This window comes from Streptomyces xylophagus (genome assembly GCF_000716435.1).
Lineage (GTDB): Bacteria > Actinomycetota > Actinomycetes > Streptomycetales > Streptomycetaceae > Streptomyces > Streptomyces xylophagus.
In genome coordinates, this window is sequence record NZ_JNWO01000023.1 from 12,097 (window position 1) to 31,484 (window position 19,388).

The 19,388-nt window shown below is 69.1% G+C and carries 20 protein-coding genes and 1 pseudogene; 17 read left to right on the forward strand and 4 right to left on the reverse strand.

The genetic code is table 11. The features are described from left to right. Positions 1-8: 8 nt before the first annotated feature. A complete protein-coding gene (locus tag OO70_RS38700) occupies positions 9-620 on the reverse strand; it encodes a rhomboid family intramembrane serine protease (RefSeq protein ID WP_043682480.1) in 612 nt (203 codons plus the stop codon). A gap of 90 nt (positions 621-710) precedes the next feature. On the opposite strand from OO70_RS38700, the gene OO70_RS38705 reads away from it, so the two are divergent. From OO70_RS38705 to OO70_RS38740, 8 genes are all read left to right on the forward strand, one after another. Further along, positions 711-1,397, forward strand: a complete 687-nt coding sequence (locus OO70_RS38705; RefSeq protein WP_078651726.1) for a UbiX family flavin prenyltransferase — start codon at positions 711-713, stop codon at positions 1,395-1,397. Between the two features lie 77 nt (positions 1,398-1,474). Then, positions 1,475-1,930 carry an Lrp/AsnC family transcriptional regulator gene (locus tag OO70_RS38710; protein ID WP_043682487.1) on the forward strand — a complete coding sequence of 152 codons (456 nt, stop codon included), beginning with the start codon at positions 1,475-1,477 and terminating at the stop codon, positions 1,928-1,930. A 48-nt stretch (positions 1,931-1,978) separates the two neighbouring features. Further along, a complete protein-coding gene (gene mqnE / locus OO70_RS38715) occupies positions 1,979-3,142 on the forward strand; it encodes an aminofutalosine synthase MqnE (protein ID WP_043682846.1) in 1,164 nt (387 codons plus the stop codon). Positions 3,143-3,176: 34 nt separating this feature from the next. Then, the gene (locus tag OO70_RS38720) at positions 3,177-3,701 is read left to right on the forward strand and encodes a GNAT family N-acetyltransferase (RefSeq protein ID WP_043682490.1); all 525 of its coding nucleotides are present in this window, start codon (positions 3,177-3,179) and stop codon (positions 3,699-3,701) included. A gap of 120 nt (positions 3,702-3,821) precedes the next feature. Next, on the forward strand, positions 3,822-4,121 hold the full coding sequence (locus tag OO70_RS38725; protein ID WP_043682493.1) for a DUF4229 domain-containing protein: 300 nt from the start codon (positions 3,822-3,824) through the stop codon (positions 4,119-4,121). Between the two features lie 58 nt (positions 4,122-4,179). Beyond that, complete coding sequence (locus OO70_RS38730) at positions 4,180-4,836, forward strand: TetR/AcrR family transcriptional regulator (RefSeq protein WP_043682495.1); 657 nt, start codon at positions 4,180-4,182, stop codon at positions 4,834-4,836. A 463-nt stretch (positions 4,837-5,299) separates the two neighbouring features. Then, on the forward strand, positions 5,300-6,052 hold the full coding sequence (locus OO70_RS38735) for a C39 family peptidase (RefSeq protein WP_043682498.1): 753 nt from the start codon (positions 5,300-5,302) through the stop codon (positions 6,050-6,052). A gap of 127 nt (positions 6,053-6,179) precedes the next feature. Next, on the forward strand, positions 6,180-7,247 hold the full coding sequence (locus tag OO70_RS38740) for a hypothetical protein (protein ID WP_158711574.1): 1,068 nt from the start codon (positions 6,180-6,182) through the stop codon (positions 7,245-7,247). A gap of 37 nt (positions 7,248-7,284) precedes the next feature. On the opposite strand, the gene OO70_RS38745 is transcribed toward OO70_RS38740, so the two are convergent. Further along, positions 7,285-8,139, reverse strand: coding sequence for a MaoC family dehydratase (locus OO70_RS38745; RefSeq protein WP_043682502.1), 855 nt, complete (start codon positions 8,137-8,139; stop codon positions 7,285-7,287). Positions 8,140-8,490: 351 nt separating this feature from the next. On the opposite strand from OO70_RS38745, the gene OO70_RS38750 reads away from it, so the two are divergent. The 7 genes from OO70_RS38750 to OO70_RS56300 all read left to right on the forward strand — a co-directional run bounded on the left by OO70_RS38750 (position 8,491) and on the right by OO70_RS56300 (position 15,667). Beyond that, positions 8,491-10,404, forward strand: coding sequence for an AMP-dependent synthetase/ligase (locus tag OO70_RS38750; RefSeq protein ID WP_043682504.1), 1,914 nt, complete (start codon positions 8,491-8,493; stop codon positions 10,402-10,404). A gap of 167 nt (positions 10,405-10,571) precedes the next feature. After that, complete coding sequence (gene kstD, locus OO70_RS38755; RefSeq protein ID WP_051742021.1) at positions 10,572-12,347, forward strand: 3-oxosteroid 1-dehydrogenase; 1,776 nt, start codon at positions 10,572-10,574, stop codon at positions 12,345-12,347. 201 nt (positions 12,348-12,548) lie between these two features. Then, the gene (locus OO70_RS56295) at positions 12,549-13,043 is read left to right on the forward strand and encodes an SAV_915 family protein (RefSeq protein WP_234337037.1); all 495 of its coding nucleotides are present in this window, start codon (positions 12,549-12,551) and stop codon (positions 13,041-13,043) included. Continuing rightward, the gene (locus OO70_RS38765; protein ID WP_043682507.1) at positions 13,043-13,345 is read left to right on the forward strand and encodes a DUF6317 family protein; all 303 of its coding nucleotides are present in this window, start codon (positions 13,043-13,045) and stop codon (positions 13,343-13,345) included. The genes OO70_RS56295 and OO70_RS38765 overlap by 1 nt, the downstream gene beginning before the upstream one ends. Beyond that, complete coding sequence (locus OO70_RS38770) at positions 13,345-14,619, forward strand: WXG100 family type VII secretion target (protein ID WP_043682510.1); 1,275 nt, start codon at positions 13,345-13,347, stop codon at positions 14,617-14,619. The genes OO70_RS38765 and OO70_RS38770 overlap by 1 nt, the downstream gene beginning before the upstream one ends. After that, positions 14,600-15,142 carry a hypothetical protein gene (locus OO70_RS38775; protein WP_043682512.1) on the forward strand — a complete coding sequence of 181 codons (543 nt, stop codon included), beginning with the start codon at positions 14,600-14,602 and terminating at the stop codon, positions 15,140-15,142. The genes OO70_RS38770 and OO70_RS38775 overlap by 20 nt, the downstream gene beginning before the upstream one ends. Before the next feature lie 300 nt (positions 15,143-15,442). Continuing rightward, complete coding sequence (locus OO70_RS56300; protein WP_234337042.1) at positions 15,443-15,667, forward strand: hypothetical protein; 225 nt, start codon at positions 15,443-15,445, stop codon at positions 15,665-15,667. Here OO70_RS56300 and OO70_RS56305 read toward each other — a convergent pair. Together OO70_RS56305 and OO70_RS38790 are read right to left on the reverse strand one after the other, a co-directional pair. Next, positions 15,614-16,101: pseudogene (locus OO70_RS56305) on the reverse strand (class I SAM-dependent methyltransferase). The gene OO70_RS56300 and the pseudogene OO70_RS56305 overlap by 54 nt on opposite strands. Before the next feature lie 126 nt (positions 16,102-16,227). After that, positions 16,228-16,431, reverse strand: coding sequence for a cold-shock protein (locus OO70_RS38790; protein WP_003992177.1), 204 nt, complete (start codon positions 16,429-16,431; stop codon positions 16,228-16,230). Positions 16,432-16,717: 286 nt separating this feature from the next. Between OO70_RS38790 and OO70_RS38795 the strand changes: the two genes are divergently transcribed. Beyond that, entirely contained in the window at positions 16,718-17,566 is an 849-nt protein-coding gene (locus tag OO70_RS38795; RefSeq protein WP_043682521.1) for a menaquinone biosynthetic enzyme MqnA/MqnD family protein, read from the forward strand. 59 nt (positions 17,567-17,625) lie between these two features. After that, a complete protein-coding gene (locus OO70_RS38800) occupies positions 17,626-19,386 on the forward strand; it encodes a serine/threonine-protein kinase (RefSeq protein WP_043682857.1) in 1,761 nt (586 codons plus the stop codon). Positions 19,387-19,388 lie beyond the last annotated feature (2 nt).

Consider the following 19,388-nt stretch of genomic DNA (forward strand, 5'->3'; position numbering starts at 1 on the left):
TGACGGGCTCACGGTGTAAGTGCGGTCCGCGGGGTGGGTCGGCGCCGGAACACGAACGCCGCCCCCACCCCCACCCCCGCCACCAGCCCGACCAGATGCGCCTGCCAGCTGACCCCCGACTGCGTGGGTGCGAGGCCGAGCAGGATCGAGGTGCCCCAGACCGCGCCGACGATCAGCCCGACGGCGATGCCCAGCGGGTGGCGCTCGACGAAGCCGGTGATCAGCAGGAAGCCGAAGAGGCCGAAGATCAGGCCGGAGGCGCCCGCCGTGTTGGTGTGCGCGGGGGATATGAGCCAGACGCCGAGGCCGTCCGCGACGATGATCAGCGCGCAGACGGCGGCGAAGCGGCGGATGCCGCCCAGCGCGGCGAGGAAACCGAACACCAGCAGCGGCACGCTGTTCGCGGCCACGTGGGCGAAGCCGAAGTGGATGAACGCGGCCGGCACGATGTCGATCAGCTGGGACGGCTCGCGCGGGACGATCCCGAGGCTGTCCAGGGCGTGGCCGCTGATCACGTCGACCACTTCGAGCAGCCACAACAGCGCGACCCAGCCCACCATCAGCTTCGCCGCGGCCTTCGCACGGTCGCCCCGCGACCACTCCAACTCCGTACCGGACATGGCACCCCCACCACTCACTTGTCCCCAGAGAAGAACGCCCCGGCACCCTTGGCCGGTTCCCGCCCCGCCACGCCAGCTAGGCTCGGTGTCGTGAACCCAGTCAAGCCAGGAGAGACGCCGCGTACGCCTTGGATCGTAGGGGTGTCCGGCGCCTCCGGCACCCCATACGCGGCTGCGGTACTGCGCGCGCTCCTCGACGCCGGCGAGAGTGTCGACCTCGTCGTGTCGCGGGCGTCCCGGCTGACCCTCCTCGACGAGACGGGGATCGCCTTCAGGGACGCGCACTGGCAGGACGACCTGCGCGAATGGCTGGCCCGCGGCGCCGACGGCAAGCCCGGCACCTTCGCGCCCGACATCGACGCCGTACGGCACTGGAGCGCCGGAGACCTCGCGGCGGGGCCGTCCTCGGGGTCGTACCCCGCGAAGGGCATGCTGATCGTGCCCGCGTCGACCGCCTGTGTCGCCGGGGTCGCCCTCGGACTGAGCAAGGACCTGTTGCAGCGGGCGGCGAGCGTGACCCTCAAGGAGGGGCGCAAGTTGGTGGTCTCCGTACGCGAGACCCCGTTGAACGGACAGACGCTGCGGCACCTCGTGACCCTGGACGACCTGGGCGCGGCCGTGGTGCCGGCCTCGCCCGGTTTCTACGCCGGCGCCACCCACATCCAGGACCTGGTGGACTTCGTCGCCGGGCGGGTCCTGGACGCGGCGGGCGTCGAACACGATCTGTACCGGCGGTGGAAGGGCGACCTCGGCGCCGGCTTCGACACCACCAACTGACATACGGCACCCACTCATTCATCTTCGTCGTCATTCATCTTCATCTTCATCGTCATCACCGGAAGGCAACCGATCGCATGGACGCGGTGGACAGGCAGCTCATCCAGGCCCTGAGAGAGAACGGCCGGGCTTCCTACGCGGAGCTGGGGCGCCTCGTCGGCCTGTCGGGACCCAGCGTCACCGACCGCATCAACCGGCTGGAGGCGGCCGGTGTCATCACCGGCTACCGCGCGACCGTCGACTCGGCCTCCCTCGGCCTCGGCGTCATCGCCCTGATCGGCATCTCGCTCTCCGACGCCGCCGACCACGAGGACGTGGCACGCCGGCTGAAGGACCTCAGCGAGATCGAGGACTGCTGGTTCATCGCGGGCGAGGACTCGTTCATGCTGAAGGTGCGGGCACCGGACGTGGACGGGCTGGAGAAGACCATCCGGCGGCTCAGTGGGACGAAGGGCGTCTCCAGGACCCGTACCACGATCGTGCTCTCCACGAAGTGGGAGAACCGGGTCGGAGAGCTGCCCGAAGAGTCGTAGAGGCCTAGGCGTACCGTTGAGCAAGCTGTCTTAGGAAGAGGTATGGGCATGGATGTCGGGCTCAAGCGCGAGCTGGAGCAGAAGGTCCGCTCCGGTGAGCGGCTGTCCCGCGAGGACGGCGTCGCGCTGTACGAGTCGGACGACCTGGCCTGGCTGGGCGGACTCGCGCACGAGGTGCGGACGCGGAAGAACGGCGATGTCGTCCACTTCAACGTCAACCGCCACCTCAACATGACCAACGTGTGCACCGCGTCCTGCGCCTACTGCTCGTTCCAGCGCAAGCCGGGCGAGAAGGACGCGTACACGATGCGCATCGAGGAGGCCGTCCGGCTCGCCAAGGCGATGCAGGGCGAGAACCTCACCGAGCTGCACATCGTCAACGGGCTGCACCCGAACCTCCCCTGGCGGTACTACCCGCGGTCGCTGAGCGAGCTGAAGAAGGCCCTCCCGGAGGTCTCCCTCAAGGCCTTCACCGCCACGGAGATCCACCACTTCGAGACGATCTCGGGGCTCAGTGCCTCCGAGATCCTCGACGAGCTGATCGACGCCGGCCTCGAGTCCCTCACCGGCGGCGGCGCGGAGATCTTCGACTGGGAGGTCCGCCAGCACATCGTGGACCACCGCACGCACTGGGAGGACTGGTCGCGCATCCACCGGCTGGCGCACGAGAAGGGTCTCAAGACCCCGTGCACCATGCTCTACGGCCACATCGAGGAGCCGCGCCACCGCGTGGACCACGTGCTGCGGCTGCGCGAACTCCAGGACGAGACCGGCGGTTTCCAGGTCTTCATCCCGCTGCGCTACCAGCACGACTTCGTGGACATGAAGGACGGCAAGGTCCGCAACCGGCTCCAGGCGCGCACGCAGATGGCCACCGGCGCCGAGGCCCTCAAGACCTTCGCGGTCTCGCGCCTCCTCTTCGACAACGTCCCGCACGTCAAGGTCTTCTGGGTCATGCACGGCGTCCAGACCGCCCAACTCGCCCTGCAGCACGGCGCGGACGACATGGACGGCTCGGTCGTCGAGTACAAGATCACGCACGACGCCGACAACTACGGCACCCCGAACAAGCTCACCCGCGACGACCTCCTCGACCTGATCCGCGACGCCGGTTTCCAGCCGGTCGAGCGGAACACGCGGTACGAGATCATCCGCGAGTACGACGGCCCGGACCCGGCGCGGCGGGAGTCGCCGCAGCCGATGCGGGTGTGACGACGACCTTCTGAAACGATCACGGCTTTCCGACATGACGCTGACTTTTGAACTGGACCCCCCGATAACCCGTGCCCTGCGCGAGGAGATCCTCACCCTCTGGGCGGACGTCTCGAACGCGGGCGGCTCCGTGGGCTTCGTCGCACCGGTGACGGTGGACGAGATACGGCCCGAACTGGTCCGGCACTTCGTCGCCATGGCGGAGGGCCGGACCCGGCTGCTGGTCGGCCGGGACGAGACGGGCACGGTCGCCGCGACCGTGTTCCTCGCGTTCAACACGCACCGCCTGATGCGCCACTGGATCTGGCTCTACACGGTGATGGTCCACCCCCGCCACCAGGGCAAGGGCTACGGCCGCGACCTGCTCGCCGCCGCCGAGGAGGCCGCCCGCGGTCTCGACGGCATCGACGCGATCCGCCTCACCTGCCGGGGCGGCCACGGCCTGGAGCGGTTCTACGGCTCCTGCGGCTACAAGGAGGTCGGCCGGGTGCCCGGCGCGATCCGCGTCGCACCGGGGGACGACCGGGACGACATCTTCATGCTGCTGCCGCTGATGTGAGCCGCTGCTGTGAGCCGCGCACCCCGCCCGAAGATCGGTGGGGCCGCGTGCTTCACTGAGTAGGACTGTTCGGTTGGGTCTGTTCGGTTGAGTCTGTTCGTTACGGAAGAGTGGATTGAGATGTTCCGCTACACGCTGATGCGCCTCGGGGTCTTCGCGGGCTGCCTCGGAGTCGTCTGGGGCCTCGTCTATCTCGGCGTCTTCCCGCGCGGCTTCGGCGAGTCCAACGGCATGTGGATCGTGCTGCTGGCGCTGGTGATCTCGGCGCCGATCAGCTTCGTGGTGCTGCGCGGGGTGCGGGACCGGGCCTCGCTGCAGATCGTCGAGCGGGTCGACCGGATGAAGGCCAACCTGGACGCCAACCGCAGCCAGGAGGACGAGACGGTGGACACCGCCCACCCGCAGGGCCAGGCTTCCTAGAACCCCTGCTGTAACTCCTGTCGGCAGCCGCGCGGTCCGGTCCAACTACCCTTGCCCCATGGGTGCCGTGAAGACCAAGCGGATGCCGCGGGCGGTCCGTGAGCAGCAGATGCTCGACGCCGCCGTGCGGACCTTCGGGCAGCGCGGCTACATGGCCGCGTCGATGGACGAGATCGCCGAACTCGCGGGCGTGTCCAAGCCGTTGGTGTATCTGTACCTGAACTCGAAGGAAGACCTCTTCACCGCGTGCATCCGGCGCGAGGGACAGGCGCTCACCGAGACGGTACGGGCCGGGGTGGACACCGCCTCGCCCGCCGACCACCAACTCCGGGACGGACTGCGGGCGTTCTTCACCCACACCGCCCAGCATCCGGACGGTTGGTCCGTCCTGCATCTCCAGGCCCGCACCCACGGGGAGCCCTTCGCGGCCGAGGTGGCCGCGATGCGCGCGGAACTCGTCGCGTTCGTCACCCAGTTGATAGCGGTCGCAGCCCGTGAGGCCCACCGCGACCCCGACCTCCCCGAGCACGAGGTGGCCGGCCTCGCGGAAGCCCTCGTCGGCGCCGCCGAGTCCCTCGCCGCCTGGGCCAACGCGACCCCCGGCGTCACCGCCAAGCAGGCGGCGGCGACCCTGATGAACTTCGCGTGGGCGGGGCTGGGCAACCTGATGGAGGGGCGGCCCTGGATGCCACCGCAGAATCAGGCTTCTGAATGAATCCCACCATTACCTTGCACAGCACTGTCACAGTGAATTGACATTCAAAAGAAAACTTTGAATTCGTTGTGCGATCCCCATGGTCATGTCAAGGTAATAATCTTCAGTGCGGCGTAAAGCTGTCGAGGTGAGGATTGACTTCCCCTGGCGGCCCGATGAGAATCTCCGTCGGAATGCTCATGATCCGCTGCATGACGGAAGTGGCAGGCTGTATCGAGCCTCAGGGGGGGCTGCGTCATGAACGTGCGTCGATTCGGGTTGTTCGGAGCAGGTGCGGGGATTTCTTCGGTCTAGGTTTCCGGTCCGGTCCAGCTGTGCACATTATTGATTGCGCACCCCGGGAATCCTCTTGACTGTCCTGGTTGATTACTCATAACGTCCCGGATCGACGGTGTGCGGATACCTCAAATGCCGTCCGACCTGTTTCACGTTGGGCAATTCTGCTCCCAGAAAAGGTGGTCTCATGTCAGAGCACGTAAACGCACCGGAGGCGGCGAGACGCGGGCGTCGGGGGAGGCTGACCGGCTCCGTCGCACTGGTACTGGCGCTGGCCTCGGCCCCCGTGCTGATGCCTGCCGCGGCTTTCGCCGACACGACTGTCAGTGGGGTGATAGGTGAGGACGCGACCGGCGCGACCTCGGATGTCGCGGCAAAGGACACGCAGGTCGACACCGCCGTCGCGGCCCTGGACGACGGCTCCGACGTGTCCGGAACGGTCAGCTACACCTCTGTCACCATCACCGGGCAGCAGCAGCAGACCAGCTACTGGTGTGTACCGGCCTCGTCGCGTGCCACGCTCACGGCATTCGGGGTGACCAAATACCAGTCGGAGCTCGCGCCGCTGCTCGGAACCACCAGCAGTGGGACCAAGATGTCAAAGGTCCCGGCAGTCCTGAACAGCCTCGAATCGTCGAACAAGTATGTCCTCAACAGCAATACCGACAGCGCGAAGCTGCTTTTTGCGCGGGTCCAGGTGAACGTCAAGAACTGGGGTGCGCCGCTCATTGCGGCAATTCAGGGAAACGATCTGCCGCTGTGGAGCGCGGAAGGCTATTACGGCTACCATGCGGTCGTGCTCTATGGTTATGCGAGCAACAATGCCTGGATTCAGTACGACGACCCGATAGACGTGGACGCGCTGTACGGGCGTCACGTCACGAACAGGTCGTACCTGTACGCGGGCCTCAAGGATGAGCAGGATTATCTTGTCTGGTAGGCACCCTTTTCGGCTCTTGCTCAGCCTGGCCGCCCTGGCCGGGCTGAGCGCCTGCGGGATGTCCGCGGCCGAAGCCCGATCGTCGGCGTCCCCTGCGGCGACGGGGTCGACCATCACCCTGGGAAGGGTGACTTCGCTGCCCGCCGGTCTCAAGACGCTCAAGGCCGATGGTGCTCTGCGGATGCCCAGCGGCTGGACCGTGGCCGGCTACGGCGTGCACAGGTCGACCGACTACGTGGTGTTCGGTGCGGTCTCCACGGCCGGCACCTCCTCCACGGGGTCGGTCGGTTCGGCGGCGTCCACCCGCCCCACGGAAACGTGGGTGGTGGACACCAGGACCGGTGTGACGCACCGCTACGCGCAGATCAACTCCGGTTGGTACGCGGGCGTCGTCCTGGCGGCGAACGGCTGGGCGATTCGTAAGGAGGTCCAGCAGGTCTCGGACAGTGAGTGCGGCGGCAAGGCCTCGTACGACTGTTTCAACTGGCGCCTGTATGTCCAGCAACTCCCGTCGGGCAAGCCGCGTCTGCTGGCCCGGTCCGCCAAGGCGGGCAGCCAGTCGCTCAGCCCGTCGCTGGTCACTGACGGCAAGCGAATCGCCTGGGAGCAGGGCGACGGCTCGGGCAAGTACACCGTCGAGGAGTGGACTCCCGGAGCGGCGAAGGCGGAGCGGGCAGCCGTCCGCTCCACCGCGGGGAGCCTGGCCTTCACCGGTGGAAGCCTCTATGTGAACGAGGCTTCCGACGTGGCGTCGAACGGTGTGGCGCTGCACACCGTCACACCTGTGGCGTTGCCCGGTGACTCCGTCGGTGTGGTCGTGCCGACCACCACCTATCGGGGGAGCGGAACCGCGGCGATCAGGGGAAGCGATGTTCTCTACTTCCCGAAGGCGGCTGACGGCGACGGCCAGTGGGCGGTGACGACTCTCGGCACCCGGGCGGGTCACGGTCAGGTGAGCAAGCTCCTCAAGCCCGCCCTGTCCGGTCCTTACTCGGCCGAATGGCTGACCAGCGGCCGGTTCATCAGCTGGTCGGTCAGCGGACTCACGGTCTACAGCACCACGAGCAACAGCGGGCTCACCTTCAGTTCGGACTCGGGCGGCTTCACGACCCCTCGCGCGAACTCCGGCTACCTGGACCTGGGTTACAACCCCGGCGGGAGCAAGAACTCGCTGATCGCCTGGAAGAAGTACTGAGTGCTGTCAGTGTTCTGAGTGCTCCATCAGGGCCGGGTCAACCCTCCAGGGGGTGGATCCGGCCCTCCACGTGTACCCGGTCCCGGTCTTCGCCCCGCAGCTGAAACCGTCCGCCCTCCGCCGCGTACTCCACCACCCCCGGCAGCAGCACCGGCGCCCTGAACTCGGCCCGCACCCGGGTGCGTTCGGGTGTGCCGTGCGCCGCGAGGCATCGGGCCGCCGTCCACATGCCGTGCGCGATGGCGCGGGGGAAGCCGAACAGGCGGGCGGTGAGCGGGTAGAGGTGGATGGGGTTGCGGTCGCCGGACGCGGCGCCGTAGCGGCGGCCCACGTCCTCGCCGAGCCGCCACTCGGCGACGGTGGGCAACGGGGCCTGCGCTTCAGGGACTTCGGGCGTACGCGCGTCGGGGCGGTGGTGCCGGGCGAGGTACGTGCTCCGCGACTCCCAGAGGACCTTGTCCCCGGCCCGCATCTCGGTGCTGACCGTCGCCTCGGTGCCGCGTCGGTGCGGGGCCAACTCGTCGACGTAGACGCTGAGTTCGTACTCCCCGGTGGCCGGTACCGCCGTGTGCCGGGTGATCTCCACCGAGGTGTGGACCAGGCCGAGCAGCGGGAGCGGGAAGGCGCGGCAGCTCATCAGGCGCATGGCGAGGGGGAAGCCGAGGACGTGCGGATAGGTGAGGGGGAGGGCGTCTTCTCCGGTGGCGAAGCCGCAGACCCGTTCGTAGGCGGCCAGTTTGGCCAGGTCGACGCGTACGCCGGGCAGGACGAGGCGGGTGCGGGGGAACGCGGCGTCCGAGCGGGGTCTTTTGAAGGGAGAGAGGAGGGCGCCGCGGAGGAGGAGCGGGGTGAGTGCGGGGGTGTCGGTGAGGGTCGGATAGGGGTTGGCCATGTCCCACTCCCGGGTGCGTCCTGGGCGGCTCTTTTCGGCTTACTTCGCAGTAAGGTTACCGCAGGTAAGGCCAAGTGGGACGAGCTGGACGCGCCATGGCGGGCGCATGGGTGACGCAGAGGCAACGCAAGGCGGACGTATAGCCGACAAAGCCGCGTGAACCCGCCGAGGATGCACAGGCCCGGCTCCGTACCACCCCCGAACCCGCACCAAGTCCCCACGCGGGACCCGTACGATCTTCGACCTGACCCGCGGTAACACCCCGGCCCCGGCCGAGGATGAACACCTCGGTACGCACCATGCGTACCTAATGCAGCAGAGCGGTACAAGCTGCACGCCTCAGGAGCTGCCATGTCCCTCGCGTACCCGTCCGGCCACGACTACGACGGCGCGCCCGTACTCGTCGAGCCCGAGATCCGGCGGCTCGACGGAGTGGTGCGGGAGGTGTCCGTACCGCCGCTGGTGCCGCCGGCGACGCACGGCTCGCTCGCCGACGTGCCGTTCGAGAACGCGGCGATCGCGCCCGACCACCGGGTCCTCAGCAGGCAGGCCGAGGACGGGAGTTGGGTGGACGTGACGGCGGCGGAGTTCGCCGAGCAGGTGCAGGCCGTCGCCAAGGGGCTGATCGCGGAGGGCCTCCAGCCGGGCGACCGGATCGCGGTCATGGCGCGGACGTCGTACGAGTGGACGCTCCTCGACTTCGCCGCGTGGGCGGCCGGTCTTGTCACCGTGCCCGTCTACCCGACCTCCTCCCTCTTCCAGATCCGGTGGATCCTCCAGGACACGGGCGCGGTCGCGATGGCCGCCGAGACGGTCGCGCAGGCGGCGGCGCTCGGCCCGGAAACGCCCCGGCTCCCCGACCTGCGCCACATGTGGGTGTTCGAGAAGGGGCACCTGGAGCGGCTGGCCGAGCTGGGCCGGACCGTCCCGGACCAGGAAGTCGCCGTACGGCGGGGGGTGTTGCTGCCCGACACGCTCGCCACCGTCATCTACACCTCGGGCACCACCGGCCGCCCCAAGGGCTGCGCGATCACGCACGGCAACTTCCTCGCGGAGATCGACAACGCGATCGAACTCCTCTACCCCGTCTTCAAGAACAAGCCGAACGAAGAGCCCTCCACACTCCTCTTCCTCCCCTACTCCCATGTGTTCGGCCGCATGGTCGCGATCGCCTGCGTCCGCGCCCGGGTCCGGCTCGGCCACGCCGCGAGCCTCAAGTCCGAAGACCTGCTGGCCGACCTGGCGAGCTTCCAGCCGACCTTCCTGCTGGCCATCCCGTACATGCTCGAGAAGGTCTTCAACAACGCGCGGGCCAAGGCGGAGAAGGGCGGCCGGGGCAAGGTCTTCGACCGCGCGACGAACGTGGCCCGCCGCTACGGCGAGGCGATGGAGGCCCGCCAGTCCGGCAAGAGCTCGGGCCCGAGCCGCCCGCTGAAGACGGCCCGCACCTTCTACGACCCGCTGGTCTACCGCAGAATCCGCAACGCCCTCGGCGGCAAGCTCCGTTACATCATCTGCGGCGGCTCCCCGCTGGGCCGCCGCCTCGCCGCGTTCTACGCCGGCGCGGGCATCGAGATCTTCGAGGGCTACGGCCTGACCGAGACGACCGCGGCGGCCACCTGCACGCCCCCGCTCAAACCCCGCCTGGGGACGGTGGGTTGGCCGATGCCCGGCACCCGGGTGCGGATCGCGCAGGACGGCGAGATCCTGCTCTACGGCGGCCAGGTCTTCCGCGGCTACTGGGACCCGCACAACGACGGGGTGATCCCCGCGTCCCAGGACGGCTGGCTCGCCACCGGCGACATCGGCCGCCTGGACGACGAGGGCTACCTCACCATCACCGGCCGCAAGAAGGAGATCCTGATCACCGCGGGCGGCAAGAACGTGGCCCCGGCCCCGCTGGAGAACTGGCTGCGCTCCCACCCCCTGATCGCCCAGTGCATGGTCGTCGGCGACCGCCGCCCCTACGTCGCCGCCCTCATCACCCTCGACCTCGAAGGCATCACCCACTGGCGCCAGATGAACGGCAAACACCCCGTCCCTGCCGAACTCCTCATCGACGACGAGGAGTTGAGAGACGTCCTGCAACGCGCGGTGGACGACGCCAACAAGTTGGTCTCCCGCCCCGAGTCCATCCGCCGCTTCAGCGTCCTCCCGGGCGACTTCACCGAGGCGGCCGGCCACCTCACCCCGTCGATGAAACTCCGCCGCGAGGTCCTCATGCGGGACTTCGCGGCGGACATCGAGGCCTTGTACGCGAACTAGCGGATATTGAGGGCTTGTTGTACGCGAACTAGCGGACGATCCGGGTCCTGTACGCGAACTAAGCGCCGTTCAGGGCGATTTGGTGAGATGGTGCGGACCTGGTTATTGACTTCACAAGACCCCCGCGCGACATTCCCAGCCCATTTCCTCGTCGGGCTGGAGCGGCCATGACCCCGAGCACGGACGCACATGCGGAACTCCCGGGCAGAAGACGCGTGTTGGCCGGTGGTGCGGTCGCCGCACTCGCCGTGGCAGCCGGAGTCCCGCACTCCGCCCATGCCGCCGACCTCCCCCTCCTCGGCACCTACGACGTCGTCGTGATCGGCGCGGGAGCGGCCGGGATGACGGCCGCGCTGACCGCCGCCAAACAAGGCCTGAGCTGCGTGGTGGTCGAGAAGGCGCCGACGTTCGGGGGCTCGGCGGCCCGCTCGGGCGCGGGAATCTGGATCCCCAACAACCCGGTGATCCTGGCGGCGGGAGTCCCCGACACGCCCGCGAAGGCGGCCGCCTACCTGGCCGCGGTCGTAGGCTCCGACGTCTCGGCGGACCGCCAGCAGTCCTTCCTCTCCCACGGCCCCGCCATGATCTCCTTCGTCATGGCGAACAGCCCGCTGCGCTTCCGCTGGATGGAGGGATACAGCGACTACTACCCGGAGTTGGCGGGCGGCCTCCCCAACGGCCGTTCCATAGAACCCGATCAGCTCGACGGCAACATCCTCGGCACCGAACTCGCCCACCTCAACCCGCCGTACATGGCCGTCCCGAGCGGCATGGTCGTCTTCAGCGCCGACTACAAGTGGCTCGCCCTGTCCGCGGTCAGCGTCAAGGGCGCGGCCGTCGCCACCGAGTGCCTGGCCCGCGGCACCAAGGCGGCCCTGCTCGGCCAGAAGCCGCTCACCATGGGCCAGTCCCTCGCCGCCGGCCTGCGCGCCGGACTCCAGTCCGCGGGGGTGCCGGTGTGGCTCAACACCCCGCTCACCGACCTGTACTTGGAGGGCGGTGCCGTCACCGGAGCCGTCGTCACGAGCGGCGGAACCGCCGGACTGGTCCGCGCCCGGCGCGGGGTCGTGGTCGGCTCCGGCGGCTTCGAGCACAACGCGGCCATGCGCGCCCAGTACCAGCGCCAGCCCATCGGCACGGACTGGACCGTCGGCGCGAAGGAGAACACCGGCGACGGCATCCAGGCGGGCCAACGGGCGGGCGCCGCACTGGCGTTGATGGACGACGCCTGGTGGGGCCCCACCATCCCCCTCCCCGACCAGCCGTACTTCTGCCTCGCCGAACGCACCCTCCCCGGCGGCCTGTTGATCAACCAGGCCGGTTCCCGCTTCGTCAACGAGGCCGCGCCGTACAGCGACGTCGTCCACATCATGTACGACCGCAACGCCGCCGCCCCCGACATCCCGGCCTGGCTGATCGTCGACCAGAACTACCGCAACCGCTACCTCTTCAAGGACGTGGCGCCGACGTTCACGTTCCCTGACAACTGGTACAGCTCGGGCGCGGCGTACAAGCAGTGGACCCTGGACGCCCTGGCCACCTCCATCGGCGTCCCGGCGGCGGCCCTCCGCTCCACCGTGAGCCGCTTCAACTCCCTTGCGGCGAGCGGCACGGACACGGACTTCGGGCGCGGCGACAGCGCGTACGACCACTACTACACGGACCCGTCGATCCTCCCCAACTCCTGCCTGGCCCCGCTCTGGCTCCCCCCGTACTACGCCTTCCGCATCGTCCCCGGCGACCTCGGCACCAAGGGCGGCATGCGCACGGACGCACGGGCACGGGTACTGCGGGCGGACGGTTCGGTGATCCCCGGCCTGTACGCGGCCGGGAACGCGAGTGCGGCGGTGATGGGACACAGTTACGCGGGCGCGGGCTCGACGATCGGTCCGGCGATGACGTTCGGGTATGTGGCGGCGCTGGATCTGGCGGGGGCGCTGTAGCGGTCGTAGCGCCGGTGTCGTGGTCTGGTCATCACCGGGTCAAGGGATGACCAGGCCGGGGCCAAGCGGCCGTATGCATTGCGCATGCAACGGGTTCGTAGGGCTGACATAGCCGGATTTGGGCCCTCGGTCGGTGGCTACTGTGATGGCGCGAACACGTTCACAGTGGCCACGCTGACTTTAAGGGAAGAGGAGACGGCGGTGGGGGAGCCGAACCGTTCACGCCTTCTTGATTACGCGCAGGAGGCGGTGGCGGGGACACCCGGACCGCCGGAACCGCGTCGCTCCAGCCTGCTCGACTATGCGGAGGCGGAGACGCCTGAGCGCCCCGCAGCGGAGGCGCGACCGGGTCCCAAGCCCGGGGTGCCGCCCTACGAGACGGCCGTGTTCGTGCCCGCGCATCCGCGGTATGTCGACGCAGTGGACGAGGACGGGCGGCCGGTGCGCGTGCCGTTCGTCGTCTACGAACTCTTCGAGCACCCGGCGCAGCGGACGGCGGCCTACGCCTTCACCACGGTGGAGAAACTGGTGGACGCGTTCGGCGAGGCCCAGCCGTGGGTCGTCACCTCGATCGGGCCGCTCGCCGAGGCGCTCGGCGAGCGGGGAGCCACCGTCCTGCTCGACCCGAGGGTCGCCCCGGGGCGGCACAACTGGCAGCCGGCCGACGTGGCCGCCTACGCGCGGGAGGTGCGCTGATGTCGGCCGACTTCAAGGCGGTACTGAGCGACCTCACGTCGATGGCCACGACCTTCCACGACCAGGCCACCGACTACCGGAAGCTGCAACCCCAGGTCTCCCCGCCCGTGGTGAGCGGCGGGGACGCCGGGCTCGACGACGCCATCAAGGAGGTCGCCCACCTCATCCTCGGCCTGCACATCGGCTTCGCCGACCGGCTGGACGACCACGGCGACAAGGTCGCGTACGCGCGTGACTCCTTCCACCGGCACGACGTCGACGTCCACGGCGTGTTCGAGGACCTGATGGTGGGGGAGGGCTGATGGGCGACAGCTGGGTCGGCGGCGACATCGGCGGGCTGCACACGATGGCGACGACGTACAAGAACGCCAAGGACCAACTCGACGACGTCGTACGCCCGGTGACCAACGCCGTCGAGTCGCTCGTCGACGATGCCGGGTGGAAGGGCGACGCGGCGGAGGAGTTCCGCGCGAAGTGGAGCGAGGACGCGCTGACGGCCGGCGCCTTCGCCAGCATGGTGTTCGAGGTCGGGGACATCCTCGGCACCCTCGCCGACGCGCTGTCCACATGCGAGACGGCACTGCAGAACGCGGAGCACGTCGCCACGGGCAAGGGCGTGCCCATGGGCGACAAGGGCGTCCCCCTGCCCATGCTCACGGCGAACCCGCCCAGCGCGGCCGACCAGAAGACGATCTCCGCGATGACCGAGTACGACACGGTCCGCAAACAGGTCACGCACACCGCCCAGCACGCCCGGCTCGTCGCCGCGGACAAGCTGCGCGGGCTGTACGCCCAGGTCACGGACCCGGTGTCGACGGGCGACAAGATCACCATCGCCGACGCGCTGCGCGGTCTGTACGCCTACGACGCGGAGGACGCGCGGGCCGGGGGCAAGAAGGCGCGCACCGAACTCGACGACGCGAAGGCCGCGGAGCAGACGGCGAAGAAGGAACTCCGCGCGGAACGCAAGGCGTACCAGAAAGCGGGCCGCTCACTCCCCAAGGACCTCCCCGCCAAGGGCGCCTACCGCGACGCGGTCATGCAGGTCGACTCCCTGGAGGAGGCCATCGCCCGCGCCGACGTCGGCAGCAGCAAGCTCCCGTACGACCGGCTCCTGAACGTCAAACTCGCCGACGCGGCGGACGCGTTGCGCCTGGGCAAGGGCCTTGAGGCACTCCCCGAGTTCCTCAAGGAGATACCGGTCATCGACGTGGCCGCGGCCGCCGCGTGCGGGCTGGTGGAGGCGAAGGACGACCATGACAAGGGGTGGTCGTGGCAGCACTCGGTGACGGTGGATGTGGGGGTGGCTGTGGGGGGTGTGGCGGTGGGGGCGTTGGCGGTGCTGGCGGCGCCCGTCGAAGGGGCGGCTGCGGTGGCGGTGGTGGGGGTCGGGGCGACGATCCTCGCGACCAGCGTCCTTGACCACGCCGTCCACGAGCACTGGAGCGAGGACATCCATGACCACGGCGTGGTCGGCGGTGTGCTCACCGGTGCCGGCCATGTCGGCACGGAGACCTGGGACGACGCGAAACGACTGACGAAGGACGTGTGGCACGGTGTCGAAAGCATCTTCTGAGGTCGCCGCCGGGGCTCCCGTGGACATCCCGAAACTGCCGAAGCTTGGCAGGACCTGGTACAAGCGCGGCGCGCTCTACTGGTTGTGCCGGACCCGCACGACGCTGTTCCTTCTCATCCTGATGACGGGGATCTCCTTCTTCTCCCTGGCCCTCTACTCTGGGTTCCGCGACGAGATGCCGCACACCGTACGCACGGTGTGTGACTGCGTGCAGGCGGTCGCAGCCTGCGCAGCCCTGGTCTGGGGCTGGATCAAGCAGCGCCGGAGTCATCGGCAGGCCCTCCTGGACCCGCCCAGCCCGAAGCAGACGTGGATCGCCAAGCGCGACCACAACAGGCAGGCCGGCAAGTCGGCCGGCTTCGGCGCCGCGGGCGGACGGGTGCTCATCGCCCTGGCGGCACCCGTCATGCCGGCCTTCGCCGCGTACATCGTCGGCTGGCTGGCCGCCTGGACCACCGTTCGCGAATACCCCAGCGAAGTCGGCGCCCGCCGCTGGCTGCAGGAGCACCCGTCCGGAACATGATCCCCTCCGACATCCCGAAGCTCCCCGGGCTCGGCAGAACCTGGTACAAGCGCGGCGCACGCTACTGGCTGCGCCGCTCTTCCGGTGCCCTCCTCTGGTTCGTACTGATGGCAATGATGTGCGGCGTCGTCTTCGGGCTCTATCAGTCGTTCCGCGTCCACCTGCCCCCGATCCCACGAATGCTGTGGGACTGGACGCAGGTGGTCGCGTCCTGCGGGGCCTTCGTCTGGGGCTGGGTGAAGCAAGCGCCGGGACATCCGCAAGAAGCTGCTGAACCCGCCGACTCCTGCCGAAGCCTGGGTGGAGAAGCGGTACGCGACGCAACGCGGGCAAGGGCTGGGCCGTGCCGCTGTTCTCCCCGCGCTGCTCGTGCTCCCGGTCGTACCGGCGCTCTTCGCATGGTGCGTCAGCACGATCGCCGCCCTGTTCACCGTCCGCGAGTACCCCAGCGAGGTCGGCGCCCGCCGAGCCCTAGAACACAGCCGCAGCCAACGCCTTCCGAGCGAGCAGAAACGCCTGCGGTGACGACTCCCTGAGTTCCTGGTCCGCCTCCCGGAGCGTGCGCCAGGCATACCGGGTGGCCGAAGGGCTGGTCGAGGGTGAGGGACCGGTCGCCCGCTTGGAAGGCGACGAGCGGATACCCGCCCGGGGCCAGTACGCGGTGGAACTCCGCGAAGAGGAACGGGAGTCGGTCCACAGGGGTGTGGATGGACGAGTACCAGGAGACGGCCCCCGCGAGCGTCCCGTCGGCGATGTCCATGGCCAGCATCGAGATGTGCGGTCGTCCGTCCGGGGCCGCAGCCGAGGTCGGCCACCTGCCCGCCCCCGCCACGGGTCACCAACTCGGCGAAGGCGGCCTGGTCGCGAAGGCGGCTTCGGCGGAAGTCATGGCCGGGAACACTACCGACGGCCCGGAACCCTACCGACGGCCGGGAACCTCTACCGACCCCCACCGACATCCCGCCCAACCGCCGGAGGCAAAGGCAGGAGCCCCGGCACCTTGCGGCGCGGGGCTCCTTGGGTACTGCTATCTGTTCCGGATCAAAGCACCAGGCTCCGAGACCGAATAACTACGATCGGGTGACTCAGACGGGGGTGACGTTCTCCGCCTGCGGGCCCTTCGGACCCTGGGTCACGTCGAAGGAGACCTGCTGGTTCTCCTCCAGCGAACGGAAGCCGCTCGCGTTGATCGCGGAGTAGTGAACGAAGACGTCGGGGCCGCCGCCTTCTTGGGCGATGAAGCCAAAGCCCTTTTCGGCGTTGAACCACTTCACGGTTCCGGTAGCCATAAGCCCTCCTTGGGCCCAAAGGGTTGCCCTGCTCCAGAACCCTGCAAGTGTGAAAACAAGTCCCGCACTACTGCATACGTCTGAAAACGACTAGAGCCTGCGGTTACATGCTCCGCAGGCTCTGTACTGCAAGGGAAACCAAACTGCAACTTGCGGCGAGCCTAGCACGCAGGCAGCCGAAAGCAATAGAGGCCAAGATCACATCACTCGGACGTTTGAAGATCGCCAAACGCTTGACTGTGGGGCCGAAGTATGGAGCGTACCTCATGAGGTCTAGCCTCACGTTGTGGACAATTCTCGCACCCGGCCGCGCGTCGGCCACATCCAGTTCCTGAACTGCCTGCCCCTGTACTGGGGGCTCGCGAGGACAGGCACCCTCCTCGACATCGAGCTGACGAAGGACACCCCGGACCAGCTCAACGAGAAGCTGGTGCGGGGCGACCTCGACATTGGGCCCATCGCCACCGCCGAGTTCCTCAAGAACGCGGACGACCTGGTCGTCTTCCCCGACATCGCCGTCGGCTGCGACGGCCCGGTGATGTCCTGCGTGATCGTCTCGCAGGTCCCGCTGGACCAGCTGGACGGCCGCCGGGTCGCCCTGGGCTCGACCTCGCGGTCCTCCGTCCGGCTCGCCCGGCTGCTCCTGGCCGACCGCTACGGCGTCCAGCCCGACTACTACACATGCCCGCCGGACCTGAGCCTGATGATGCAGGAGGCCGACGCCGCCGTACTCATCGGTGATGCCGCGCTGCGCGCCTACCTGCTCGACGGACCCCGCTTCGGGCTCGAAGTGCACGACCTCGGCTCGCTCTGGAAGGAGTGGACCGGGCTGCCGTTCGTCTTCGCCGTGTGGGCCGCCCGCCGCGATTACCTGGAGCGCGAGCCGGTCATCACCCGCAAGGTCCACGAGGCGTTCCTCGAATCCCGCAACCTCTCCCTGGAGGAGGTGGGCAAGGTCGCCGAACAGGCCGCCCGCTGGGAGGACTTCGACAAGGAGGTCCTGGAGCGGTACTTCACCACCCTCGACTTCAGCTTCGGCGCACCCCAGCTGGCCGCGGTCAGGGAGTTCTCCCGCCGGCTGGGACCGGCGAACGGTTTCCCGGCCGACGTGAACGTGGATCTGCTCCAGCCGTAAGTAGCGGAGGGGGACGCGCACTACCCTGCTGGAAGTCGTACGGGGGAGGGGTGGACGGCATGCAGCCGCTCGGCAGCGACGAACCCACGGTCGTGGGGCCCTACCGGCTGCTCGGGCGGCTCGGTTCCGGTGGGATGGGCCGGGTCTATCTCGGGCGCAGCGCGGGCGGTCGTACGGTCGCGGTCAAGATCGTGCATCCGCACTTCGCGCTCGACGAGGAGTTCCGCGCCCGTTTCCGCCGCGAGGTCGACGCCGCGCGCCGGGTGGGCGGCGCCTGGACCGCCCCCGTGCTGGACGCGGACCCCGAGGCTTCCGTGCCCTGGGTCGCCACCGCGTACGCGGCCGGGCCCTCCCTCTCCGCCGCCGTCGCGGACCGCGGGCCGCTGCCCACGGCCACCGTACGGGCGCTGGGCGCGGGGCTCGCGGAAGCGCTGACGGCCGTCCATGAACTGGGGCTCGTGCACCGGGACGTGAAGCCGTCCAACGTGCTCCTCACCCTCGACGGGCCGTTGCTCATCGACTTCGGGATCGCCCGCGCCACGGACGGCACGGCCTCCCTCACCTCCACCGGCGTCTCCGTCGGCTCGCCCGGCTACATGGCCCCCGAGCAGATCCTCGGGAAGGGCGCGACGGGCGCGTCGGACGTCTTCTCGCTGGGCGCGGTCCTGGTCTACGCGGCCACCGGCGAGTCGCCCTTCCGCGGTGACTCCTCGGCCGCCCTCCTCTACAAGGTGGTGCACGAAGAGCCCGAACTCGGCGAGATGGACGGCGAGTTGTGGGAGCTGGCCCTCGCCTGTCTCGCCAAGGACCCTGCCGCCAGGCCCACTCCGGGCGAGGTGGCCCGGCGGCTCGCTCCCGACGGGGCGGCCCGGCTGGTGGCCGGTGGATGGCTGCCGGGGGCGTTGGTGGAGCAGGTCAGCCGAAGTGCCGTACAGCTGCTGAATCTTGAGGCGGCGGGGGTGGCCGAGGGGGTGCCTTCGGGACCGGTGGGGTTCAGTAGTCCCTCGGTGGGCGGGGGCGGTGCCGGGGCGTTTGGGCCGCCGCCGGTGATGGGTGGCTCGGTGGACTGGGCGAAGACGCCGGCGCCGACCGTGCCGCCGTTCCTCGCGCCCGTGCCGGAGTTGCGGGACGCGCCGCCGCACGACACCGTTCCGCCGCAGGCGGGTCGCCGTCCCGGGAAGATGTCCGTCTCCGTCGCCGCCACGGCGGCTCCGGACGGCAACCGGCGCGGGCGCAGGGTCAGTTGCACGCTGGTGCTCGTCGTCGCCGGGTTCGCCGCGGTGGTCCTGGTGCCGCTCGCCCTGTACTCGATGCTGCCGGGCGGGAAGGGCACGGACACCTCCGCGGGCTCCGCCGCCAAGCAGACGCCGAGCAATACGGCGAGCAGTACGACGAGCAGCGCGCCGAGCGGTACGACGACCAGCGTGCCGACCAGCGCGCCGAGCCCGACCGCGGGCACCCCGCTCCCGTCCATCCCCGACGCCTACCTCGGCACCTGGCAGGGCGAAGGCACCGCCCTCGGCGGCACGCTCCCCGACGGGACCTTCCGGATCACGATCGCCAAGGTGGGCGTGGGGCAGCGGTTGGGCATCCTCCGCCAGACCGACCAGCTCGGCGGCGTCTGCGACGACGTACTGACGCTGAAGCAGGTCACGAAGACCCAGCTCCTCGCGACGGCCGCGGGCGCGACGTCGAACCGCGACGTGTGCAACCAGGCCGCCCACACCGTCACCCTCACCCCCGCCGGCGACGACCTCAAGTACGCGTCGGACAGCTCCGCCGAGGGCTCCCCGAGCGCGCGGTTGTCCAAGGTCAAGTAGCC

Coding starts and splice junctions, on each gene's coding strand:
- OO70_RS38700 (WP_043682480.1), bottom strand. CDS start 620: ATGTCCGGTACGGAGTTGGAGTGGTCGCGGGGCGACCGTGCGAAGGCC.
- OO70_RS38710 (WP_043682487.1), top strand. CDS start 1,475: ATGGACGCGGTGGACAGGCAGCTCATCCAGGCCCTGAGAGAGAACGGC.
- mqnE (WP_043682846.1), top strand. CDS start 1,979: ATGGATGTCGGGCTCAAGCGCGAGCTGGAGCAGAAGGTCCGCTCCGGT.
- OO70_RS38720 (WP_043682490.1), top strand. CDS start 3,177: ATGACGCTGACTTTTGAACTGGACCCCCCGATAACCCGTGCCCTGCGC.
- OO70_RS38725 (WP_043682493.1), top strand. CDS start 3,822: ATGTTCCGCTACACGCTGATGCGCCTCGGGGTCTTCGCGGGCTGCCTC.
- OO70_RS38730 (WP_043682495.1), top strand. CDS start 4,180: ATGGGTGCCGTGAAGACCAAGCGGATGCCGCGGGCGGTCCGTGAGCAG.
- OO70_RS38735 (WP_043682498.1), top strand. CDS start 5,300: ATGTCAGAGCACGTAAACGCACCGGAGGCGGCGAGACGCGGGCGTCGG.
- OO70_RS38745 (WP_043682502.1), bottom strand. CDS start 8,139: ATGGCCAACCCCTATCCGACCCTCACCGACACCCCCGCACTCACCCCG.
- OO70_RS38750 (WP_043682504.1), top strand. CDS start 8,491: ATGTCCCTCGCGTACCCGTCCGGCCACGACTACGACGGCGCGCCCGTA.
- kstD (WP_051742021.1), top strand. CDS start 10,572: ATGACCCCGAGCACGGACGCACATGCGGAACTCCCGGGCAGAAGACGC.
- OO70_RS38765 (WP_043682507.1), top strand. CDS start 13,043: ATGTCGGCCGACTTCAAGGCGGTACTGAGCGACCTCACGTCGATGGCC.
- OO70_RS38770 (WP_043682510.1), top strand. CDS start 13,345: ATGGGCGACAGCTGGGTCGGCGGCGACATCGGCGGGCTGCACACGATG.
- OO70_RS38790 (WP_003992177.1), bottom strand. CDS start 16,431: ATGGCTACCGGAACCGTGAAGTGGTTCAACGCCGAAAAGGGCTTTGGC.
- OO70_RS38800 (WP_043682857.1), top strand. CDS start 17,626: ATGCAGCCGCTCGGCAGCGACGAACCCACGGTCGTGGGGCCCTACCGG.